Source organism: Geodermatophilus sp. SYSU D01119 (assembly GCF_054049975.1).
Genome location: NZ_JBJGYL010000012.1, coordinates 39,781 through 58,794, shown reverse-complemented (window position 1 = coordinate 58,794; position 19,014 = coordinate 39,781). Strand labels below are relative to the sequence as shown.

At 76.0% G+C, this 19,014-nt stretch carries 26 protein-coding genes and 1 tRNA gene; 19 read left to right on the top strand and 8 right to left on the bottom strand.

Annotated elements, in window-relative coordinates; genetic code table 11:
• Positions 1-70: 70 nt before the first annotated feature.
• Positions 71-1,330, top strand: coding sequence for a phosphoserine phosphatase SerB (gene serB / locus ACI79X_RS11630; RefSeq protein ID WP_457025556.1), 1,260 nt, complete (start codon positions 71-73; stop codon positions 1,328-1,330).
• 155 nt (positions 1,331-1,485) lie between these two features.
• On the opposite strand, the gene ACI79X_RS11625 is transcribed toward serB, so the two are convergent.
• Positions 1,486-2,052 carry an isochorismatase family protein gene (locus ACI79X_RS11625; protein WP_457025555.1) on the bottom strand — a complete coding sequence of 189 codons (567 nt, stop codon included), beginning with the start codon at positions 2,050-2,052 and terminating at the stop codon, positions 1,486-1,488.
• A 13-nt stretch (positions 2,053-2,065) separates the two neighbouring features.
• Positions 2,066-3,349: a nicotinate phosphoribosyltransferase gene (locus ACI79X_RS11620; RefSeq protein WP_457025554.1), complete on the bottom strand. Its 1,284-nt coding sequence runs from the start codon at positions 3,347-3,349 to the stop codon at positions 2,066-2,068.
• A gap of 74 nt (positions 3,350-3,423) precedes the next feature.
• Here ACI79X_RS11620 and clpS point away from each other — a divergent pair, with 74 nt between their 5' ends.
• Both clpS and ACI79X_RS11610 read left to right on the top strand, forming a co-directional pair.
• A complete protein-coding gene (clpS, locus tag ACI79X_RS11615; RefSeq protein ID WP_073419019.1) occupies positions 3,424-3,720 on the top strand; it encodes an ATP-dependent Clp protease adapter ClpS in 297 nt (98 codons plus the stop codon).
• The gene (locus ACI79X_RS11610) at positions 3,717-4,214 is read left to right on the top strand and encodes a DUF2017 family protein (protein WP_457025553.1); all 498 of its coding nucleotides are present in this window, start codon (positions 3,717-3,719) and stop codon (positions 4,212-4,214) included. The genes clpS and ACI79X_RS11610 overlap by 4 nt, the downstream gene beginning before the upstream one ends.
• Here ACI79X_RS11610 and ACI79X_RS11605 read toward each other — a convergent pair.
• Entirely contained in the window at positions 4,153-4,509 is a 357-nt protein-coding gene (locus ACI79X_RS11605; RefSeq protein WP_457025552.1) for a hypothetical protein, read from the bottom strand. The genes ACI79X_RS11610 and ACI79X_RS11605 overlap by 62 nt on opposite strands.
• 97 nt (positions 4,510-4,606) lie before the next feature.
• Here ACI79X_RS11605 and ACI79X_RS11600 point away from each other — a divergent pair, with 97 nt between their 5' ends.
• The 9 genes from ACI79X_RS11600 to ACI79X_RS11560 all read left to right on the top strand — a co-directional run bounded on the left by ACI79X_RS11600 (position 4,607) and on the right by ACI79X_RS11560 (position 11,303).
• Complete coding sequence (locus ACI79X_RS11600) at positions 4,607-5,080, top strand: Mov34/MPN/PAD-1 family protein (protein WP_457025551.1); 474 nt, start codon at positions 4,607-4,609, stop codon at positions 5,078-5,080.
• 129 nt (positions 5,081-5,209) lie between these two features.
• On the top strand, positions 5,210-5,488 hold the full coding sequence (locus tag ACI79X_RS11595) for a MoaD/ThiS family protein (RefSeq protein ID WP_073419023.1): 279 nt from the start codon (positions 5,210-5,212) through the stop codon (positions 5,486-5,488).
• A gap of 44 nt (positions 5,489-5,532) precedes the next feature.
• Positions 5,533-6,483: a PLP-dependent cysteine synthase family protein gene (locus tag ACI79X_RS11590; protein ID WP_457025550.1), complete on the top strand. Its 951-nt coding sequence runs from the start codon at positions 5,533-5,535 to the stop codon at positions 6,481-6,483.
• Entirely contained in the window at positions 6,480-7,136 is a 657-nt protein-coding gene (locus ACI79X_RS11585) for an HAD-IA family hydrolase (protein WP_457025549.1), read from the top strand. Before ACI79X_RS11590 ends, ACI79X_RS11585 begins: the two co-directional genes overlap by 4 nt.
• Before the next feature lie 22 nt (positions 7,137-7,158).
• The gene (locus tag ACI79X_RS11580) at positions 7,159-7,896 is read left to right on the top strand and encodes an MBL fold metallo-hydrolase (RefSeq protein WP_457025548.1); all 738 of its coding nucleotides are present in this window, start codon (positions 7,159-7,161) and stop codon (positions 7,894-7,896) included.
• Positions 7,897-7,935: 39 nt separating this feature from the next.
• Positions 7,936-8,907, top strand: a complete 972-nt coding sequence (locus ACI79X_RS11575) for a DNA polymerase domain-containing protein (protein ID WP_457025547.1) — start codon at positions 7,936-7,938, stop codon at positions 8,905-8,907.
• A 102-nt stretch (positions 8,908-9,009) separates the two neighbouring features.
• Complete coding sequence (locus ACI79X_RS11570; RefSeq protein WP_457025546.1) at positions 9,010-9,495, top strand: DUF4262 domain-containing protein; 486 nt, start codon at positions 9,010-9,012, stop codon at positions 9,493-9,495.
• Between the two features lie 282 nt (positions 9,496-9,777).
• Entirely contained in the window at positions 9,778-10,593 is an 816-nt protein-coding gene (locus ACI79X_RS11565) for an alpha/beta hydrolase family protein (RefSeq protein WP_457025545.1), read from the top strand.
• 122 nt (positions 10,594-10,715) lie between these two features.
• The gene (locus ACI79X_RS11560) at positions 10,716-11,303 is read left to right on the top strand and encodes a QsdR family transcriptional regulator (protein ID WP_457025544.1); all 588 of its coding nucleotides are present in this window, start codon (positions 10,716-10,718) and stop codon (positions 11,301-11,303) included.
• A gap of 20 nt (positions 11,304-11,323) precedes the next feature.
• Here the strand turns inward: ACI79X_RS11560 and bcp are convergent, their stop codons facing one another.
• Positions 11,324-11,812, bottom strand: coding sequence for a thioredoxin-dependent thiol peroxidase (gene bcp, locus ACI79X_RS11555; RefSeq protein ID WP_457025543.1), 489 nt, complete (start codon positions 11,810-11,812; stop codon positions 11,324-11,326).
• A gap of 47 nt (positions 11,813-11,859) precedes the next feature.
• Complete coding sequence (locus tag ACI79X_RS11550) at positions 11,860-12,264, bottom strand: YjbQ family protein (protein ID WP_457025542.1); 405 nt, start codon at positions 12,262-12,264, stop codon at positions 11,860-11,862.
• A gap of 62 nt (positions 12,265-12,326) precedes the next feature.
• On the opposite strand from ACI79X_RS11550, the gene rph reads away from it, so the two are divergent.
• The 4 genes from rph to ACI79X_RS11530 all read left to right on the top strand — a co-directional run bounded on the left by rph (position 12,327) and on the right by ACI79X_RS11530 (position 15,406).
• Positions 12,327-13,052: a ribonuclease PH gene (gene rph, locus ACI79X_RS11545; protein WP_457025541.1), complete on the top strand. Its 726-nt coding sequence runs from the start codon at positions 12,327-12,329 to the stop codon at positions 13,050-13,052.
• On the top strand, positions 13,049-13,660 hold the full coding sequence (gene rdgB / locus ACI79X_RS11540; RefSeq protein WP_457025540.1) for an RdgB/HAM1 family non-canonical purine NTP pyrophosphatase: 612 nt from the start codon (positions 13,049-13,051) through the stop codon (positions 13,658-13,660). Before rph ends, rdgB begins: the two co-directional genes overlap by 4 nt.
• A 76-nt stretch (positions 13,661-13,736) precedes the next feature.
• Complete coding sequence (locus tag ACI79X_RS11535) at positions 13,737-14,249, top strand: pyridoxamine 5'-phosphate oxidase family protein (RefSeq protein WP_457025539.1); 513 nt, start codon at positions 13,737-13,739, stop codon at positions 14,247-14,249.
• 65 nt (positions 14,250-14,314) lie between these two features.
• Positions 14,315-15,406 carry an HPP family protein gene (locus tag ACI79X_RS11530; protein WP_457025538.1) on the top strand — a complete coding sequence of 364 codons (1,092 nt, stop codon included), beginning with the start codon at positions 14,315-14,317 and terminating at the stop codon, positions 15,404-15,406.
• Between the two features lie 13 nt (positions 15,407-15,419).
• On the opposite strand, the gene ACI79X_RS11525 is transcribed toward ACI79X_RS11530, so the two are convergent.
• The gene (locus ACI79X_RS11525) at positions 15,420-16,271 is read right to left on the bottom strand and encodes a hypothetical protein (RefSeq protein ID WP_457025537.1); all 852 of its coding nucleotides are present in this window, start codon (positions 16,269-16,271) and stop codon (positions 15,420-15,422) included.
• Positions 16,272-16,470: 199 nt separating this feature from the next.
• Between ACI79X_RS11525 and ACI79X_RS11520 the strand changes: the two genes are divergently transcribed.
• Positions 16,471-17,391 (top strand): DUF6910 family protein, encoded by a 921-nt coding sequence (locus ACI79X_RS11520; protein WP_457025536.1) that lies wholly within the window; start codon positions 16,471-16,473, stop codon positions 17,389-17,391.
• 10 nt (positions 17,392-17,401) lie between these two features.
• Here the strand turns inward: ACI79X_RS11520 and ACI79X_RS11515 are convergent.
• Positions 17,402-17,482: transfer RNA gene (locus tag ACI79X_RS11515), tRNA-Leu, on the bottom strand.
• A gap of 91 nt (positions 17,483-17,573) precedes the next feature.
• Between ACI79X_RS11515 and ACI79X_RS11510 the strand changes: the two genes are divergently transcribed.
• Positions 17,574-17,834 (top strand): DUF3618 domain-containing protein, encoded by a 261-nt coding sequence (locus ACI79X_RS11510; RefSeq protein WP_457025535.1) that lies wholly within the window; start codon positions 17,574-17,576, stop codon positions 17,832-17,834.
• 4 nt (positions 17,835-17,838) lie between these two features.
• Positions 17,839-18,336, top strand: coding sequence for a DUF427 domain-containing protein (locus ACI79X_RS11505; RefSeq protein ID WP_457025534.1), 498 nt, complete (start codon positions 17,839-17,841; stop codon positions 18,334-18,336).
• Between the two features lie 3 nt (positions 18,337-18,339).
• On the opposite strand, the gene ACI79X_RS11500 is transcribed toward ACI79X_RS11505, so the two are convergent.
• Positions 18,340-18,957: a TetR/AcrR family transcriptional regulator gene (locus ACI79X_RS11500; RefSeq protein WP_457025533.1), complete on the bottom strand. Its 618-nt coding sequence runs from the start codon at positions 18,955-18,957 to the stop codon at positions 18,340-18,342.
• Between the last annotated feature and the right edge of the window lie 57 nt (positions 18,958-19,014).

The window sequence follows — 19,014 nt, the reverse complement described above, 5'->3', positions numbered from 1 at the left end:
CTGCGCGGGACCACCGCCCGGGACCACGGGCCGGGACCACCGCCCGGCGGCCGCGGCCGGGTGGGGCACGATGACCGCCGTGCCGCTCGACCCCACGCCCCGCGTCCGGCCGGAGACCCACCCCGACGGACCGCGCGCGCTGCTCACGGTCACCGGCGCCGACCGGCCCGGGGTCACCGCCCGCCTGTTCGGCGCGCTGGCCGGAGGTGCGGGCGTGCCGCCGCTGGAGGTGGTCGACGTCGAGCAGGTCGTCGTGCACGGGCACCTCGTGCTCGGCGTCGTCGTCGGGGCGCTGCCCGCCGACGGGCCGGTCGACGAGGAGGACCTCCTGGCCGCGCTCGGTCGGCTGGCCGACGACGTCGCGGCCGCCACCGGCGTGCGGGTCGCGGTCGAGTCGGCGTCCGACCGGCGGGCCGCGGCGCCCGGCCGCGCCCACCACGTGACCCTGCTCGGCCGCCCGGTGCCGCCGTCGGCCGTCGCAGGGGCGGCGACCGCCATCGCCGGCGTCGGGGGCAACATCGACGCGATCCGGCGGCTGTCGGACCACCCCGTCACGGCCCTGGAGCTCGCCGTCTCCGGCGCCGAGGCCACCGCCCTGCGCACCGCTCTGGCCGCGGTCGCCACCGCGACCGGCGCCGACATCGCCGTCGAGCCGGTGGGCCTGGCGCGGCGCAGCAAGCGGCTGATCGTCCTCGACGTCGACTCCACGCTCGTGCGCGGCGAGGTCATCGACGAGCTGGCCGCCCGCGCCGGGCGGGCCGCCGAGGTCGCGCGGATCACCGCCGCGGCGATGAACGGCGAGCTCGACTTCGCCGAGTCGCTGCGCGCCCGGGTGGCCACGCTCGCCGGCCTGCCGGTCGAGGTGCTCGACGAGGTGCGCGAGCACCTGGAGCTCACCCCCGGGGCCCGCACGCTCATCCGGACGCTGCAGCGGCACGGCTTCCGCTGCGGCGTCGTCAGCGGCGGCTTCAGCCAGATCACCGACCCGCTGGCCGCCTCGCTCGGCCTCGACTTCGCCGCCGCCAACACCCTCGAGGTGGCCGACGGGCGGCTGACCGGCGGCCTGGTGGGCGAGATCGTCGACCGCGCCGGCAAGGCCCGCGCGCTGGCCCGCTTCGCCGGCGAGCACGGCATCCCGCTGGAGCAGACCGTGGCCGTCGGCGACGGCGCCAACGACCTCGACATGCTCAACGCGGCGGGCCTGGGCATCGCCTTCAACGCCAAGCCGGTCGTGCGCGAGCAGGCGCACACCGCGCTCAACCAGCCCTACCTCGACGCCGTCCTGCAGGTCCTCGGCTTCACGAGGGACGAGGTCCTGGACGCGTTGTGAACTGTGCTCTCCGTCGGCCTACCGGCCTCCACCGCGGCCACGTGCCGTCCCCCGGCTGAGCTGAGCCCCGCCACGTCGTCCCGTCCGGGAGCCTCCGGCCCCGCGACCGGTCCGCCGTCCTCCGCAGGGCGGCTCGCCTCGCCAGGCGGCCTGCCTCACCCGCGGTGCACGCTGCCCTCCAGCTCGACGCCGGCGGTGCGGAGCTGGTCGAGGGCCGCCGCGGTGGAGCCCTCGGCGACGCCGGCTGTCAGGTGCAGCAGCACCCGGGTGGCGAAGCCCTCGGCGACGGCGTCGAGCGCGGTGGCCCGCACGCAGTGGTCGGTGGCGATGCCGACCACGTCGACGGCGTCCACCCCGTGCCCGCGCAGCCACTCGGCGAGCGGCACCCCGTCGGCGCGGCCCTCGAAGCCGGAGTAGGCGGCGGCGTACTCGCCCTTGTCGAAGACCGCCTCGATCGGCTCCCGGTCCAGCGCCGGGTGCAGCTCCACCCCGCCGGTGCCGACGACGCAGTGCGCCGGCCACGTCTCCAGGTAGTCCGGCTGCTCGGCGAAGTGGCCGCCCGGGTCGACGTGGTGGTCGCGGGTGGCCACCACGTGGTCGTAACCGCCCGAGCGCACGTGCCCGGTGATGGCCGCCGCCACCGCCGCGCCGCCGGCCACCGCCAGGCTGCCTCCCTCGCAGAAGTCGTTCTGCACGTCCACGACCACCAGTGCGCGCGTCACCGCGGGACCTCCCTCATGCCGTCACCGTCTCCAGGGCCGGTTCCCCGCGGGACAGCGCCCATGCCTCCGCCGGCAGCGCCTCCCGCACCCGCCGGTGGTGCCCGGCGGCCGCGGCGAGCGCCTGCGCGGGCGAGGCCGGGGACACCACCTCCCCGCCGCGCACGAGCGGCACCACCAGCGACCGGTCGCCGTCGCGCGGCTCGACGGGCCCGGCGGTGACCACCTCGGCGACGGCGGTGCCGTCGGCATCGTGCCGGCGGACGGCGGACTTGCGCCCGCCCGTGGAGTTCTTCCCCTCCGAGCGCTTGGCCACCGGCACGCCGTCGCGCTCGACCAGCTTGTAGACCATGCCGGCCGTCGGGGCGCCCGAGCCGGTGACCAGGGAGGTGCCGACGCCGTAGCCGTCGACCGGCGCGGCCATCAGCCCCGAGATGGCGAACTCGTCGAGGTCGCTCGTCACGATGATCTTCGTCTTGGCGGCGCCGAGCTCGTCGAGCTGGCGGCGGGCGGCGGTGGCCAGCGTGGGCAGGTCGCCGGAGTCCAGCCGGATGGCGCCGAGTTCCGGCCCGGCAACCTCGACGGCGGTGCGGATGCCCTGGACGACGTCGTAGGTGTCCACCAGCAGCGTGGTGCCGACGCCGAGGGTGTCGACCTGCGCGCGGAAGGCGGCGGCCTCGTCGTCGTGCAGGAGCGTGAAGGCGTGCGCGCTGGTGCCCGTCGTCGGGACGCCGTAGCGCCGCCCGGCCTCCAGGTTGGAGCTGGCCACGAACCCGACCAGGTGCGCCGCCCGGGCGGCGGCCACGGCGGCCTGCTCGTGGGTGCGCCGCGAGCCCATCTCGATGCACGGCCGCTCGCACGCCGCGCCGACCATCCGGGCGGCCGCCGAGGCGATGGCGCTGTCGTGGTTGAGCACCGACAGCACCAGGGTCTCCAGCAGCACCCCCTGCGCGAAGGGCGCGCGCACGGTGAGCACGGGGGAGTGGGGGAAGAAGAACTCTCCTTCGGCGTAGCCCTCGACGTCGCCGGTGAAGCGGAAGTCGGCCAGCCAGTCCAGCAGCCGGGCGTCGGTGAGCCCCTGCTCGCGCAGCGTGGCCAGCTCCTCGTCGCCGAAGCGGAAGGCGGGTAGCGCCTCCAGCAGGCGGCCGGTGCCGGCCACCACGCCGTAGCGGCGGCCGTGCGGCAGCCGGCGGGCGAAGACCTCGAAGACGCAGTCGCGGTCGGCGGTGCCGTCGGCGAGCGCGGCGGCGACCATCGTGAGCTCGTACCGGTCGGTGAGGAGGGCGGGACCCGTCGGCATGATCCCGACCCTAGGTCGCACCGCCGCGACCGCACCCGGGGGACCGGGGGAGCCCGCCGTCCTAGAGTGGTCGCGTGGCCGGACCGCTCGCTCCGACACGGACGCCCGATCCCACGGTGGAGGAGGTCGAGGACCTCGACCGCCCGTGGGTGACCATCGTCTGGAACGACCCCGTCAATCTCATGACCTACGTGACGCACGTGCTGCGGGAGCTGTTCGGCTACGACGAGCCGACGGCGACGACGCTGATGCTGCAGGTGCACAACGACGGCAAGGCCGTGGTCAGCTCCGGCCCGCGCGAGCGGATGGAACACGACACCAGCCGGCTGCACGCCTACGGCCTGTGGGCCACCTACCAGAAGGACGCATGAGGCCGTTCCGCCGCAGGGGTGCTGACGTCGTCGCCCGCCTCGAGCCCGCCGAGTCCGGGGTGCTCGGGATGCTGCTCGACCAGCTCGAGCAGCTGTTGACCGCCGACGCCGACGACGTCGACGGCGACCCGGTGCTGGCCCGGCTGCTGCCGGCGGGGCACCGCACCCACCCGGAGATCGCCGCCGACTACCGCGAGCTCACCGAGACGGCGCTGCGCAGCGGCAAGACCGACGACCTCGCCGCCGTCCGGGCCTCGCTGCCCGCGGGCGGGGGAGAGGTGCGGCTGGACCCCGACCAGGCCGGCGCCTGGCTGCGCACCACCAACGACCTGCGGCTCGCGCTCGGGGAGCGGATCGGCATCACCGAGGAGACCGAGCCGCCGGAGGACCCGGTCGGCGAGGAGGGCCAGCAGCTGGCCGTCTACTACTGGCTCACCGGGCTGCAGGGGTCGCTGGTCGACGCGGTCGCCGCCGCGCGCGACGCCCGAAGGTGAGCAGCACCAGCGCCGCGAGCAGCAGGTCCAGCACGAAGAACACCGGCACCAGGCTCGGCAGCTCCAGGTCGCGCACGACCGCCCCCACGGCGGAGACCAGCACGACGGCCGACAGCGCCAGCACCAGCAGCAGCACCAGCGAGCGGACGGCGACCAGCAGCACCAGCGACACCCGGTCGGCGGTGACGTCGCTGCTGTAGTGCCCGCTCCGGAGGGTCAGCCCGCGGATGCCGAGCCACAGCGCGGGGAGCGCGACGACGAGCACCCCGGCTCCCATGATCAGCTCGACCGCCACGAGTCCGCACCGTATCCGGTGGGTGTCGGCGCGGTGTCCGGCCCCGGCCGGGCGACCGTCGTCCCGGCGCCGCCGGGGCGCCACCTAGACTGGGCCCGTGCTGCGCATCGACCGCGCGACCTACGACGCCATCGTGGCCCACGCCCGGGAGGACCACCCGGACGAGGCCTGTGGCGTCGTCGCCGGGCCCGAGGGCAGCGACCGTCCCGAGCGGTTCATCCCGATGCTCAACGCCGCCCGGTCGCCGACGTTCTACGAGTTCGACTCGGGCGACCTGCTGCGCCTGTACCGGGAGATGGACGACCGGGACGAGGAGCCGGTGGTCATCTACCACTCGCACACCGCCACCGAGGCGCACCCGTCGCGCACCGACGTCAGCTACGCGTCCGAGCCGAACGCGCACTACGTCCTCGTCTCCACCCGGGAGCACGGCAACCGCACCGGGCTCGAGGGCGACGAGGTCGAGTTCCGCAGCTTCCGGATCGTCGACGGCGAGGTGAGCGAGGAGGACGTCGAGGTCGTCGAGTCCTACCTGTTCGGCCACTCGCCGACCACCGTCGTCTACGACTGAGCGGCGCCCGACCCGGCGCTGTGCCGCGGGGCACGGAATCCCCCGCGACGCACCCGCGTTCCCCCTGGCAAGCCCGCGCCCCCGAGGCGTACCCGCACGTCCCCACCCTCCCGAGGAGAACCGCACGCCATGGCCATCGAGGTCCGGATCCCGACCATCCTGCGCACCCACACCGGCGGCAACAAGACCGTCGAGGGCAGCGGGGACACCCTGGCCGCGCTCGTCGACGACCTCGACGCCAAGCACCCCGGCATCAAGGGCCGCCTGGTGACCGAGGAGGGCAAGCTGCACCGCTTCGTCAACGTCTACGTCAACGACGAGGACGTCCGCTTCACCGGTGCGCTGGACACCGCCGTCAAGGACGGCGACCAGGTCACGATCCTCCCGGCGGTCGCCGGCGGCTGCTGACGCCGCCCGCCCCGCCCCACCCCGTCTCCCGGAAGGGTCCCCGCATGGCCCGCTTCGCCTCCCTCGTCGACTCGCTCGGCGGCACCCCGCTCGTGGGGCTGCCCAACCTGTCGCCGACCTCCGACGTGCGGCTGTGGGCCAAGCTCGAGGACCACAACCCGACCGGGTCGATCAAGGACCGGGCCGCCATCTCGATGATCGAGGCGGCGGAGAAGGCCGGTGAGCTGAAGCCCGGCGACACCATCCTCGAGCCGACGAGCGGCAACACCGGCATCTCGCTGGCCATGGTGGCCCGGCAGCGCGGGTACAAGCTGATCTGCGTCATGCCGGAGAACACCTCGGTCGAGCGCCGGCAGCTGCTGGAGATGTACGGCGCGCGGATCATCAGCTCGCCGGCCGCCGGGGGCTCCAACCAGGCCGTGGCCATGGCCAAGGAGCTCGCCGCCGAGCACGACGACTGGGTGATGCTCTACCAGTACGGCAACCCGGCCAACGCCGAGGCGCACTACACCGGCACCGCACCGGAGATCCTCGCCGACCTGCCGTCGATCACCCACTTCGTCGCGGGCCTGGGCACCACCGGCACGCTCATGGGCTGCTCGCGCTACTTCCGCGAGCACAAGCCCGGCGTCCAGGTGATCGCCGCCGAGCCGCGCTACGGCGAGCTCGTCTACGGGCTGCGCAACATCGACGAGGGGTTCATCCCCGAGCTCTACGACCCCGAGCTGCTCGACTCGCGGTTCTCCGTCGGCCCCGACGACGCCATCCACCGCACCCGGCAGCTCGTCGAGCGCGAGGGCATCTTCGCCGGCATCTCGACCGGCGCGATCCTGCACGCCGCGCTCGGCGTCGCCGACCGCGAGGTGGCCGCGGGCCGCAAGGCCGACATCGTGTTCATCGTCTGCGACGGCGGGTGGAAGTACCTGTCCACCGGCGCCTACGCGGGCACCCTGGAGGAGGCCACCTCCGCGCTCGAGGGCCAGCTCTGGGCGTGAGCGTCCTGCTGCCCGCCCGCGGCCTGCTCTTCGACAACGACGGGGTCCTGGTCGACTCCGACGAGGCGGTCACGACGTCGTGGTCGCGCTGGGCGCTCGAGCAGGGCCTCGACCCGGTGGCGGTCATGGCCGTGGTGCACGGCCGCCGCGCCGCCGACACCGTCGCCGACCTGGTCGCCGCCGACCGGCGGGACGCCGCGGCCGCACTGATCGACCGCTACGAGCTCGAGGACGCCCACACCGTCCCCGCCGTCGCGGGCGCCGCGGCGCTGCTGGCGTCGCTGCCGCCGAGCGTCTGGGCCGTCGTCACCTCCGGCACCCCGGAGCTGGCCGGCGCCCGGCTGCGCGCGGCCGGGCTGCCGCTGCCCGGCGCGATGGTCACCGGCCGCGACGTGCGCACCGGCAAGCCCGACCCGGAGGGGTACCTGCTCGGCGCCCGCCTGCTCGGGCTGGAGCCGGCGGAGACCGTCGTCGTCGAGGACAGCCCGGCCGGGATCGCCGCCGGCCGCGCCGCCGGGGCGCGCGTCCTCGGCATCGGCGAGCGCGCGGTCGCCACCGGCGAGGCGGACGTCGTCGTCGCCGACCTCACCGGCGTCACCTGGGCCGACGGCGTCCTCACCGTCCCGGCCGACGCCGTCCTGCACGCCCGCTGAGCGCGGTCGTTAGCCTGACGCGGTGAGGCTCACGGTCGTCGGCTGCTCGGGCAGCGGCCCGGGGCCGACGTCGGCGGCCTCCTGCTACCTCGTCGAGCACGACGGCTTCCGGGTGCTGCTCGACCTCGGCAACGGCGCGTTCGGCGCCCTGCAGGCGCTGGCCGACCCGGACTCGATCGACGCCGTCTACCTCTCCCACCTGCACGCCGACCACTGCCTCGACGTCGCGCCGATGGTGGTCTGGCACCGCTACTCCGGCCGCTCCTCGCGCCGCCGGGTGCCGCTGATCGCCCCGGCCGGCGCCGACCGCCGGCTGGCGCAGGCCTACGACGCCGACGGCGCCCCGCTGACCGACGTCTTCGACTTCGCCGTCACCCCCGTCTCCGCCGTGCTCGGGCCCTTCGAGGTCCAGACGGCGCGCACCGCGCACCCGATCGAGTGCCACGCCGTCCGGCTCACCGCGCACGGCTCCTCGCTCGTCTACACCGGCGACACCGGGCCCAGCCGGGCCGTCGTCGACCTGGCGCGCGGCGCCGACGTGCTGCTCGCCGAGGCCGCGCACCCCGAGCGCGACGACCTGCCGCCGGACCTGCACCTCACCGGCCGGCAGGCCGGTGAGGCCGCGGTCGCCGCCGGGGTGCGCCGGCTCCTGGTCACGCACGTGCCCGCCTGGGTCGACCCGGCCGCGCAGCTCGCCGGCGCGCAGGCGGTCTTCGCCGCCGCCGAGCTGGTGCGGCCGGGCGCCACGTACGTCGTCTGAGCGGTTGCCCGCCGCGCGGTCGGCGGGCACGGTGGCCCGGTGGCCGACGAGGAGCGCGACGGGGTCCGGCTGACCAGCCTCGACCAGCCCCTCGGCGACGGGCTGGGGGTGACCAAGGGGGACCTGGTCGACCACCTGGACCGCTTCGCCGACCGCATCGTCCCGCAGCTGGCCGGCCGGCCGCTGTCGGTCAAGCGGGTGCGGCCGGGCCAGGAGCCGTTCATGCAGCGCAACGTCGCCAAGGGCGCGCCGGACTGGGTGCGCACCGTGCCCGTGTGGTCGTCCGGGGCGCACCGCGAGGTGCACCAGGTGCTCTGCGACGACCGCCGCACGCTGCTGTGGCTGGCCAACCAGCGCGCGGTGGAGTTCCACGTCCCGTTCTCCCGCTCCGGCGCGGAGACCGAGCCGACCGGCATCGTGCTCGACCTCGACCCGCCCGAGGGCGCCGACTTCGACGTCGTGGTGGCCGCCGCCGGACTCGTGCGGGAGGCGCTCGACGCGGCGGGCCTGGCCGGGGCGGTGAAGACCAGCGGGTCCAAGGGGGTGCACGTCGTCGTGCCGGTGCGCGGCGCCGGCCCCGAGGACGCCGCGGCCGCGACCCGCGCGCTCGCAGCCCGCGCCGCCGCGCTCGGCCCGGACCTCGCCACGACCGCCTACATCAAGGAGGACCGGCACGGCCGGGTCTTCCTCGACTCCACCCGCTCCGGCTCCTCGACGATCGTGGCCGCCTACAGCCCGCGGATCCGCCCCGGCCTGCCGGTGTCGGCGCCGGTGTCCTGGGAGGACCTGCCCTCCGTGCGGCCGGGCGACGTCACGGTGGCGACGGCGCCGGAGCGGCTGGGCGACGGCGACCCGTGGGCGGCGCTGCTGCCCGCCCCGCAGGAGCTGCCGGAGGACCTGGTCGCCGAGGGCCACACCATCCCGGTGGCCCGCGTCCAGGCGATGCACGAGGGCAAGCGGCGGGCCCGGGCGAAGCGGCAGGGGGAGGGCGGGGTCGCGGCGGGGGACTGAGGCACCGACGATCCGGGCGCCGCCGTCCACAGGGGCGTCCGCCGTCCACGACCGGGGGAACGCCCGGCCGTCCTGTCGGTGCCCGGCCGCAGGCTCCCGGGCATGACGACCGACCCGCAGACCACCGCCTGGCTGGACCAGGAGGACGCCCACCTGGCCGCCGTGATCCGCCGCTCCCGCTTCGCCGTGCAGTACGTCGGTCCCGGGGAGCAGCCGGGTGAGCCGGCCTTCGGCTACACGATCGGCCTGTTCGGGCTGGGCCACCCGGAGCTGGTCGTCGTCGGGCTCGGTGCCACCACCACCCACGCGCTGCTCGACGCGGTCGCCGGCGAGGTCGTCCTCGGCCGGTCGCTGGTGCCGGGGGAGTTCCTCGACGAGCCGGCCGTCCGGGGCGGCCTGGTGGTGGAGGAGTGCCCGAACCCGGGGGAGGTCCTGTTCGGCGCCAACCGCTGGTACCGGCGCCCGACGGAGTACTCGGTGCCCGCCCTGCAGCTGACGTGGTCCTCGCCGCCGGGCTCCTTCCCGTGGGACCCGGGCTGGGACGGCGGCCGCTACGGTCAGCCACGGCCCGGGACGTGGACGGCCTGATGTCGCCGCGCCCGCAGATGTGCAGGTGGGGGGCGCGACACGCCCGGGATGGAACATCTCGGGAAAATGTTCCAGCGACCTCTTCCCCCGCACGGACCGGCCCGTTACGTTTCGGTCACGCAGAGGCGTGACGCAGACCACAGAGAGTGGGCCCGGCGCCGAAGCGGTCCGTCCCCTCCCGCGGTGGGTGCTGCGTGCCCGCGGTTCCTCGAAAGGACCTCCGTGCGAATCCGACGTCTCCTGACGGGCGCTGTCGCGGCGACCGTCACGGCCCTGGCGACCGTGGTCGCCGGCGCCTCCCCGGCCAGCGCCGACGAGTCCTGGTGGCGCGGGCCGGCCCCGACGCAGGCGAGCATCTCCGCGGCCGCGGGGCCGTTCGCCACCACGTCGACGACCGTCTCGGACTTCTCCACCCCGGGCTTCGGCGCGGCGACGATCTACTACCCGACGACCACCACGCAGGGGACCTTCGGTGGTGTCGCCATCTCGCCGGGCTACACCGCCGGCCGGGAGACCGTCGCGTGGCTCGGCCCGCGGCTGGCCTCGCAGGGCTTCGTCGTCATCGTCTTCGACACCAACTCCCGCTACGACCAGCCCTCCGCGCGCGGTGACCAGCTGCTGGCGGCGCTGGACTACCTGACCCGCTCGAGCGCGGTCCGCACCCGGGTCGACGCCAACCGCCTGGCCGTCGTCGGCCACTCCATGGGCGGTGGCGGCACGCTCGAGGCGGCCAAGGACCGCCCGACGCTGCGGGCCGCGGTCCCGCTGACCGGCTGGAACACCGACAAGACCTGGCCCGAGGTGCGCACGCCCACCCTGGTCATCGGCGCGGAGAACGACAGCGTCGCGTCGGTCAGCAGCCACTCGATCCCGTTCTACAACTCGTTGACCAACGCGCCGGAGCGGGCGTACCTCGAGCTCAACAACGCCAGTCACTTCGCGCCCAACAGCCCGAACACGGTGATCGCGGCCAACACGATCGCCTGGCTCAAGCGGTTCGTCGACACCGACACCCGGTACTCGCAGTTCCTCTGCCCCGGCCCGTCGGTCTCGGCCTTCGGGGACGTCTCCGACTACCGGAACACCTGCCCGGTCTGACCCGCCGCGCACCGCTCCCGGGGGCGGCCACCGTGACGCCACGGTGGCCGCCCTCCCGCGTCCGGGGGAGGGCCGGGACGGCCACGGTGCCCGCGCCGGTTCCCCGCCCCTAGGCTCGGAGCGTGATCGCGCCGAGGGAAGAGGTCGTCCACCGGGCGGCGCGCACCCTCCTCGCGGGCGAGCGCCTGGACACCACGACGCTGGCCGCGCAGCTCGGCATCTCCCGCGTGACGCTGTTCCGGCGGGTCGGCAACCGCGACGCCATCCTCGGCGAGGCGATGTGGTGGCTCGCCGAGCGCACCCTGCGCCGCGCGACCGAGGCCCACGACGCCCGGCCCGAGGGCGCCGAGCCCCCCGGCCGGCTGCGCAGCCTGGCGATCGCCGAGGACTTCCGCCACGTGCTCGGCACCGCGCCGTCGCTGCGCCGGTTCATCGACGACGAGCCCACCACCGCGCTGCGGGTGCTCACCGACCCCCGCGGCCGCGTGCAGCCCCGGCTCGCCGAGGCCTACACCGCGCTGTTCGAGCGCGACGTCGAGGAGCGGGGGCTGGCCCCGGAGATCCCGCTGCCGGTGCTCGCCTACGCCGTGGTGCGGCTGGGGGAGTCGTTCCTCTACTCCGACGTCATGGTGTCCCGCGACCCCGACCTCAAGGCGGCCACCACCGTCATCGACGCGCTGGTGACCGGCGTGCTCGGCGTGCGGGACTGAGCCGGCACGACCGACCGGGCTCAGCCCAGCCCGAGGTCGCGGCGCAGCTTGGCCACGTGCCCGGTGGCCTTGACGTTGTAGGCGGCGCGCTCGATCCGGCCCTCGGCGTCGACGACGAAGGTGGAGCGGATGACGCCCTGCACCTCCTTGCCGTACAGCTTCTTGGTGCCGAACGCGCCGTAGGCGGCGAGCACCGTCTTGTCCGGGTCGGAGACCAGCGTGATGCCCAGGCCCTCCTCCTCCCGGAAGCGGGCGAGCTTCTCCGGCGGGTCGGGCGAGATCCCGATGATGTCGAGCCCCGCCTCGGCGAGCTCCCCGGCCGCCGCGGTGAAGTCGACCGCCTGCGTGGTGCAGCCGGGGGTCAGCGCCGCCGGGTAGCAGTAGACGATCACCCGCCGCCCGCGGTGGTCGGCGAGGGAGACCGGGGTGCCGTCGGCGTCGGGCAGCGTGAAGTCCGGCGCCGGGTCACCGGGCGCCAGGCGGACGGGTGCGGGCGCGGTCTCGCTCATACCGGCATCCTGCCGTGCCCCGCCGACGGCGCGCGGCGAGGGGCGCGTCAGCCCCGCAGGAACGACAGGCGCACCTGCCGCTGCGGGTTGTCGCGGTTGGGGTCGACCAGGCAGATGCGCTGCCAGGTGCCGAGCTGGAGCCGCCCCTCGAGCACCGGCACGGTCGCGTGCGGCGGCACGAACGCCGGCAGCACGTGATCGCGGCCGTGGCCGGCGCTGCCGTGGCGGTGGCGCCAGCGGTCGTCGCGGGGGAGCAGCTCGTCGAGCTGGGCGAGCAGGTCGTCGTCGCTGCCCGAACCGGTCTCGATGATCGCCAGCCCCGCCGTCGCGTGCGGCACGAACACCTGCAGCAGCCCGTCGCCCTCCCCGCGCACGAACTCCTCGCACTCCCCGGTCAGGTCCACCACCGTGGGCACACCGCCGGTCCGGACCGTCCGCAGCTCCGATCGCACGGGGCCGATCGTGGCATCTCACCCGTCGGGCGGCCGGGCGGACGCCGATAGGCTCGGCGTCCGTGACCCGCCCCGACGGCCGCACGGCCGACCAGCTCCGCCCGGTCAAGATCACCCGCAACTGGCTCGACCACGCCGAGGGCTCGGTGCTCGTCGAGTTCGGCCGGACCCGGGTGCTGTGCGCGGCCAGCGTCACCGAGGGCGTCCCGCGCTGGCGCAAGGGCTCGGGCCTGGGCTGGGTCACCGCCGAGTACGCGATGCTCCCGCGCGCCACCCACACCCGCGGCGACCGCGAGTCGGTGCGCGGCAAGATCGGCGGCCGCACCCACGAGATCAGCCGGCTCATCGGCCGCTCGCTGCGCGCCGCCGTCGACCTCGGCGCCCTGGGCGAGAACAGCATCGCCCTCGACTGCGACGTCCTGCAGGCCGACGGCGGCACCCGGACGGCGGCCATCACCGGCGCCTACGTGGCCCTCGCCGACGCGGTCACCTGGCTCGCCGACCGCAAGAAGCTCGCGGGCAAGAAGCACCCGCTGGTGCAGTCGGTGTCGGCGGTGAGCGTCGGGGTGATCGACGGCGAGCCGCGGCTCGACCTCGCCTACGAGGAGGACGTGCGCGCCGGCACCGACATGAACGTCGTCTGCACCGGCGAGGGCGGCTTCGTCGAGGTGCAGGGCACCGCCGAGGGCGCGGTGTTCGACCGGCCCACCCTCGACCGGCTGCTCGACCTCGCCGTCGCCGGCTGCGCCCAGCTCACCCGGATCCAGCAGGAGGCCCTGCAGCGATGACCACCCGCCTGCTCCTCGCCACCCGCAACGCCGGCAAGCTCGCCGAGCTGCAGCGGCTGCTCACCGACGCCGTCCCCGGCGTCCAGGTGGTCGGCCTGCGCGACGTGCCCGAGTACCCGGAGGCCCCCGAGACCGGCGCGACCTTCGCGGAGAACGCACTGCTCAAGGCCCGCGAGGCCGTCCGGTACACGGGGCTGCCCGCCGTCGCCGACGACTCCGGGATCGCCGTCGACGCGCTCAACGGCATGCCCGGGGTGCTCTCGGCGCGCTGGTCGGGCCGGCACGGCGACGACGCCGCGAACACCGCGCTGCTGCTCGGCCAGCTCGCCGACGTCCCCGACGAGCGGCGCGGCGCGGCGTTCGTCTGCGCCGCCGCGCTGGTCACCCCTGACGGCGCCGAGGCGGTGCTCGAGCGGCAGTGGCGCGGGCGGGTGGTGCGCGCGCCGCGCGGCACCAACGGCTTCGGCTACGACCCCGTGTTCGTCCCCGACGGCCTCGAGCTCACCTCCGCCGAGCTCGAGCCCGCGGAGAAGGACGCCCGCAGCCACCGCGGCCAGGCCTTCGCCGCGCTGGTGCCGGAGGTCGCCCGGGTGCTGCGCGCGGACTGAGCGACCGAGCGGGCGAGTCCGGGCGATGAGTCCCGGGCTCCCCGGGGGTCTGCCCTGCGACCCCCGAGGAGGAGCCGTGACCACGACCGTCCCGCGCACCGACGTCGACGTCCGCTACGGAGAGCCCGGCGCGACCGCCCGCCCGTGGGAGGAGGCGGAGGACGCGCTGCGCCGCGCGCGGATCACCTGGATCTCCACCGTCCGGCCCGACGGCCGCCCGCACGTCACCCCGCTGCTGACCGTGTGGCGCGACGGCGCCCTGCACTTCTGCACCGGCGCGCACGAGCGCAAGGCCCGCAACCTGGAGGCCAACCCGGCCGTGGTGCTCACCGTGAGCACCCCGGCCGGCGGCGGCCTCGACGTCGTCGTCGAGGGGGTGGCCGAACGGGTCCCCGACGACGCCCGGCTCCGCGAGCTGGCCGCCGCGTGGGAGGCCGACCACGGCCCCGAGTGGCACTTCGAGGTGGCCGACGGCGCCTTCGTCGACCCCTACGGCGGCGCGCTCGTCTTCCGCGTCGCGCCGGTCACGGTCTTCGGCTTCGCCCGGTCCCCGGCCAGCCAGACCCGGTGGCGGTTCGGCACGGCCTGATCCGGCCGCCCGCCGCGTAGGGTGCCGCCCGCGGCGGGCACGGGCACCCGCGGGGGAGGAGCGGCGTGCGCGCGGACCGGCGGGCGTGGATCGGCGGGCTGCGGCCGGGGCCGGTGGGCTACCGCCGCTCGGAGGTGCTGCGCGGCGGCCTGGGCGCCCTGCTCGGCATCGGCCTGGCCGGGCTGAGCGCATCGCTGGTCCCGGGCGGGCCGGCCGGGCTGCCGTGGATCGTCGCGCCGATGGGCGCCACCGCCGTGCTGCTGTTCGCCGCGCCGGCGAGCCCGCTCGCCCAGCCCTGGCCGGTGCTGGTGGGCAACACGCTGTCCACGCTGGTCGGCGTCGCCGCCGGCAAGCTGCTCGACGACGTCACGCTGGCCGCCGCGGTCGCCGTCGGGGTGGCGATCCCGCTGATGATGGTGCTGCGCTGCGTGCACCCGCCGGGCGGCGCCTGCGCGTTGTTCGCCGCGGTCGGCACGTCCGCGGTGGCCGACCACGGGTGGCTCTTCGCGCTGTGGCCGGTCGGCGTCGACACCGTCGTGCTGCTCGCCGTCGCCGCCGCCGTCAACAACCTGACCGGACGGCCCTACCCGCACGTGCCCGAGCCGCCGGCGCGGGCCCCGGGCGCCGACGCGCCGCCCAGCGAGCGGGTCGGCCTGCAGGCCGACGACGTCCGGGCGGCGATGCAGCGGCTGGACCGCGGCCTCGACGTCCTGCCCGGCGACGTGCTGGCGCTGGTCCGCGACGCCGAGGCGCACGCGCTCGACCGCCGGCTCGGGCAGCTGCGCGTGGGCGCGCTGATGGCCCGCGACGTCCGCACCGTGCAGCCGCAGGAGACCCTCTACCGCGCCCGGATGCTGATGAACCAGCACGCGGTGAAGGCGCTGCCGGTGGTGACCGGCGAGGGCCGGGTGGTCGGCATCGTGACCGTGTACGACCTGTTCAACCTCGACGTCGTGGCGCTCACGCCGGTGTCGGAGGTGATGAGCAGCCCCGTGACGACCGTCGGCGTGGACACCCCGGTGTCCGAGCTCGTCGCCCTCATGGCCGACCGCGGGTTGCGGCACCTGCCGGTGGTCGACGGGGCGGGCCGGCTCGCCGGGATCGTGACCCGCTCCGAGCTGGTCGCCGTGCTGCACCGGGCGCTGGTCGGCTCCTGAGCGCCCAGCCGGGTCAGCCGGTGGGCTCGGCGGTGGTGCCGGCGCCGGTCCGCGGCGCCTGGGTGGTGGGCTGCGCCGGGGCGGTCTCCTCGGCGTCCTCCCCGGATCCGGGCTCCTCGTCGGACCCCGCGCTGCCGCTCGCGGTCGTCGGGGTGCTCTCCCCGGTCCCCTCCGTCGGCGTGCCGGTCTCCTCGGCCTCGTCGGCCTCGTCGGCGTCGTCGGCGGGTGTCTCCTCGGTCGGCGTCGTGCTCGCCGGGGCCTCCGTCGTCCCCTCCGCGGGGTCGCCGGTGTCCGCGGGTTCGTCGGTGGTGTCCCGCGAGGAGGAGGCGTTGGACAGCTCGCCGATGGTGGTCGAGGACGAGGACTCCTCGGTGCCGCCGACCAGCGCGGAGACCGGCTGCTGGCTCACCAGCTCGATGCCGGTGACGACGACCATCGCGGTGACGAAGACGGCGGCGGTGTAGGCCGCCACGCGCACCCACCGGGGGCGCTGCCGCGGGGCCGGGGCCCGCCGCGGGTCGAGGGAGGCGGGCAGCTCCCGGGTGGCCGTCGCATCGGCCGTGTCCGCCGCGGGGGCCGGTCGGTGCACGCGCGCCTTGCGGAGCCGCTCGCCCGTGGTGGTGAGCGAGGCGCTGTAGAGCGCCGACCCCACGGTGCTCACGATGCTGGCCAGCGCCGCGCCGATGACGGTGCCGGCGACGCCGAAGAAGGACAGCACCACCGCGGAGGAGACCGCGGCCAGGGCGCCGGCGGCCACCTGGACGGGGCTGAGCTGGAGCCGGGCCGGCTTCTCGCCGGCCTTCTCGTCGGGCTTCCCGGCGTCAGGGCCGGGACGGGGGGCGTTCTCGCTGCGCGGGGAGGTCATGGGCTCCGACGGGTCGTGTCCGGAGGACGAGCGTGCGGGGAAGAGGGACCGGCCCGGCGGACCTCGCTGTACGACCGGGCGGTCCCCCCGACCGTACGACGGCTCGCGGGCGTCTGCAGCGGCCCCGGACCCGACCTCAGCGTGCCGACCTGGGGAAAGACAGGTGTGTCACCCCCTCCCCGGTGGGCAGGCAGGGAGGGTGCGGATCGACCTCACCGCCGTGCGCGCGCTGCGCTTCGACGACGGCACCCCGGTGACCGCCGCCTCGGGGATCGCCCCGTTCGGCGACGGCTGGCTGGTCGCGCAGGACGACGCGACGTCGGCCGCCTGGCAGCGCCCCGGCGGGGTCGAGCCGGTGCGCCTGTTCCCACCGGTCGAGGGGCACGACCGCTTCTCCGAGGCGGCCGGGACGAAGGGGCTCAAGCCCGACCTCGAGGTGGCCTGCCCGGTGGAGGCCGGCGGGCGGCCGGGCGTGCTGCTGCTCGGCTCGGGCTCCGCCGCGCGGCGCACGCGGGGCGCGCTGGTCACCCTCGACGGCGGGCGGCCGGCGGTCCGCACCGCCGACCTCGCCCCGCTGTACGCCGCCGTCGCCGCGCGCCTCGGCGTGCCGGCCGGGCAGCTCAACCTGGAGGGGGCGAGCCGCGCGGACGACGTGCTGCGCTGGTACCAGCGGGGCAACCTCGCCGCCGGGGTGCCGAACGCCGCCGTCGAGGTGCCGCTGGCGCCGCTGGTGGCCGTGCTGCTGGGACGCGCCGGCGCTGACGCGGTCCCGCTCGGGCGGGTGCACCGCCTCGACCTCGGGCAGGTCGCCGGCGTGGGGCTCGCCGTCACCGACGCCGTCGTCCTGCCCGACGGCCGCGAGCTGCTGTCGGCCGCGGCGGAGGACACCCCGAACGCCGTCGACGACGGCCCGGTGGTGGCGACGGCGCTGGCGCTCGTCGACGGCGGCCGGGTGCTCGACGTCGCGCCTGTGCCGGAGGTCGCGGGCCGGGTGGTCAAGGTCGAGGGCCTCGCGCTGCGCGGCACCGACGGCGACGCCGTCCACCTGCTCGCCGTGGTCGACGCCGACGACCCGGGGCTGCCCTCGCCCCAGGTCGAGCTGACCGTCTCGCCGGGCTGAACCGGCCGGGTGCGGGAGGCGGGAGTCGAACCCGCACGCCCGAGGGCACCAGATCCTAAGTCTGGCGTGGCTGCCGTTACACCACTCCCGCGTGGGCGCCGAGTCTAGGTGGGATCGCCCGGCCGGGTGCCCGCGATCGCCGGAACGGGCCGGTCGGCGCGGCGTCTGGCAGGCTGTCGCCCGTGCCTCGCGACCCACGAGAGATCCAGCTGGAGATCGACGCCGCCCGCGAGTCGCTGGCGGCCACCCTGGACCAGCTGGCCTTCCGCGGCAGCCCCACGCGCCTCAAGGCCCAGGGGCAGGCCGCCGTCGTGCGGTTCCTGCAGTCGCCGGCCGGCAGGGCCACGGTCGGCGGCCTCGGGCTGCTGGCGTCGCTGGTCGTCGTCCAGAAGGTGCGGCGGCGCCGGACCGCGAAGCGGACGGTCGTGCGCCGCACGCGCTGAGCCCGTGCCCGTCCCGCCGCGGGACCCGGTCGGCCCCGGGCAGGAGTCGGTCTGGGACTACCCGCGCCCGCCGTCGGCGGAGGTGACGCCGCGCCGCGTCGTCGTGGAGGTCGACGGGCGGGTCGTCGCCGACACCACGCGCGCCGTGCGGGTCTGCGAGACCAGCCACCCGCCGGTCTACTACGTGCCCCGCGAGGACGTCGCGCCCGGCGTGCTGCAGAAGGCCCGCGGCGCGTCCTTCTGCGAGTGGAAGGGCGCCGCGACCTACTGGGACGTCGTGGTCGACGGGCACCGGCGCCCCTCCGCCGGCTGGTCCTACGAGCGGCCGACGCCCGGCTACGAGCACCTGCGCGGCGCGATCGCGTTCTACCCGAGCCGGGTGAGCCGGGCCGCGGTCGACGGCGAGCAGGTGCGCGCCCAGGCCGGCGACTTCTACGGCGGCTGGATCACCGACGAGGTCGTCGGGCCGTTCAAGGGCGAGCCGGGCACCCTCGGCTGGTGAGCCTCAGCGGGTGCGGCGCACCAGCGGGAGGACCACGGTCTCGAGCACCGCGTCGGCGTAGGCGGCGTCCACCGGCTCGCGCGTGACGAGCCAGCGCTGCACGAGCAGGGCGGTGGAGGCCTCGGCGGGGATGGACTGGCTGAGGTCGCCGTCGATCTCGCCGCGGGCCTGCGCCCGGGTCCACATCTCGGCGAACGCGCGGCGCCACACGGCCAGCGGCCCCTCGCGGAACGCGTCGATGAGGGCGGGCTCGTGCTGCATGGCCGCGAGCAGCGAGCGGGTGGCCGCGCCGACCGGGCTGGCCATCATCTCGACCATCCGGTGCACCAGCTCGCGGAGGTCGCCCTCGAGGGAGCCGGTGTCGGCGTCGACGGTCCAGGACCGGTTGAGGTCGGCGACGGTGTCGACGACGAGCTCCTGCTTGGTGCGCCAGCGGCGGTAGATCGTGGCCTTGCCGACGCCGGCCTCCGCGGCGACGGCATCCATCGTCAGCGCGCCGTAGCCGACATCGCCGAGCAGACGCAGGATCGCGGCGCGGATGACGTCGTCGCGGCTGGGGTCGCGGGGACGCCCCCCGCGGCCCGTGCGTGCCGGCGGCTCGGTGATCAGTGCGGCGGCCATGGGGGGACACTAGGGCCTCCGGGGTCCGCGCGGTCGTCCCGCGGCGCGGCGACGTCC

What these genes read in the sequence shown, in the direction of transcription:
- serB (WP_457025556.1), top strand. Translation starts at nt 71, where the DNA reads ATGACCGCCGTGCCGCTCGACCCCACGCCCCGCGTCCGGCCGGAGACC.
- ACI79X_RS11620 (WP_457025554.1), bottom strand. Translation starts at nt 3,349, where the DNA reads ATGCCGACGGGTCCCGCCCTCCTCACCGACCGGTACGAGCTCACGATG.
- ACI79X_RS11610 (WP_457025553.1), top strand. Translation starts at nt 3,717, where the DNA reads ATGAGGCCGTTCCGCCGCAGGGGTGCTGACGTCGTCGCCCGCCTCGAG.
- ACI79X_RS11595 (WP_073419023.1), top strand. Translation starts at nt 5,210, where the DNA reads ATGGCCATCGAGGTCCGGATCCCGACCATCCTGCGCACCCACACCGGC.
- ACI79X_RS11590 (WP_457025550.1), top strand. Translation starts at nt 5,533, where the DNA reads ATGGCCCGCTTCGCCTCCCTCGTCGACTCGCTCGGCGGCACCCCGCTC.
- ACI79X_RS11570 (WP_457025546.1), top strand. Translation starts at nt 9,010, where the DNA reads ATGACGACCGACCCGCAGACCACCGCCTGGCTGGACCAGGAGGACGCC.
- bcp (WP_457025543.1), bottom strand. Translation starts at nt 11,812, where the DNA reads ATGAGCGAGACCGCGCCCGCACCCGTCCGCCTGGCGCCCGGTGACCCG.
- rdgB (WP_457025540.1), top strand. Translation starts at nt 13,049, where the DNA reads ATGACCACCCGCCTGCTCCTCGCCACCCGCAACGCCGGCAAGCTCGCC.
- ACI79X_RS11525 (WP_457025537.1), bottom strand. Translation starts at nt 16,271, where the DNA reads ATGACCTCCCCGCGCAGCGAGAACGCCCCCCGTCCCGGCCCTGACGCC.
- ACI79X_RS11500 (WP_457025533.1), bottom strand. Translation starts at nt 18,957, where the DNA reads ATGGCCGCCGCACTGATCACCGAGCCGCCGGCACGCACGGGCCGCGGG.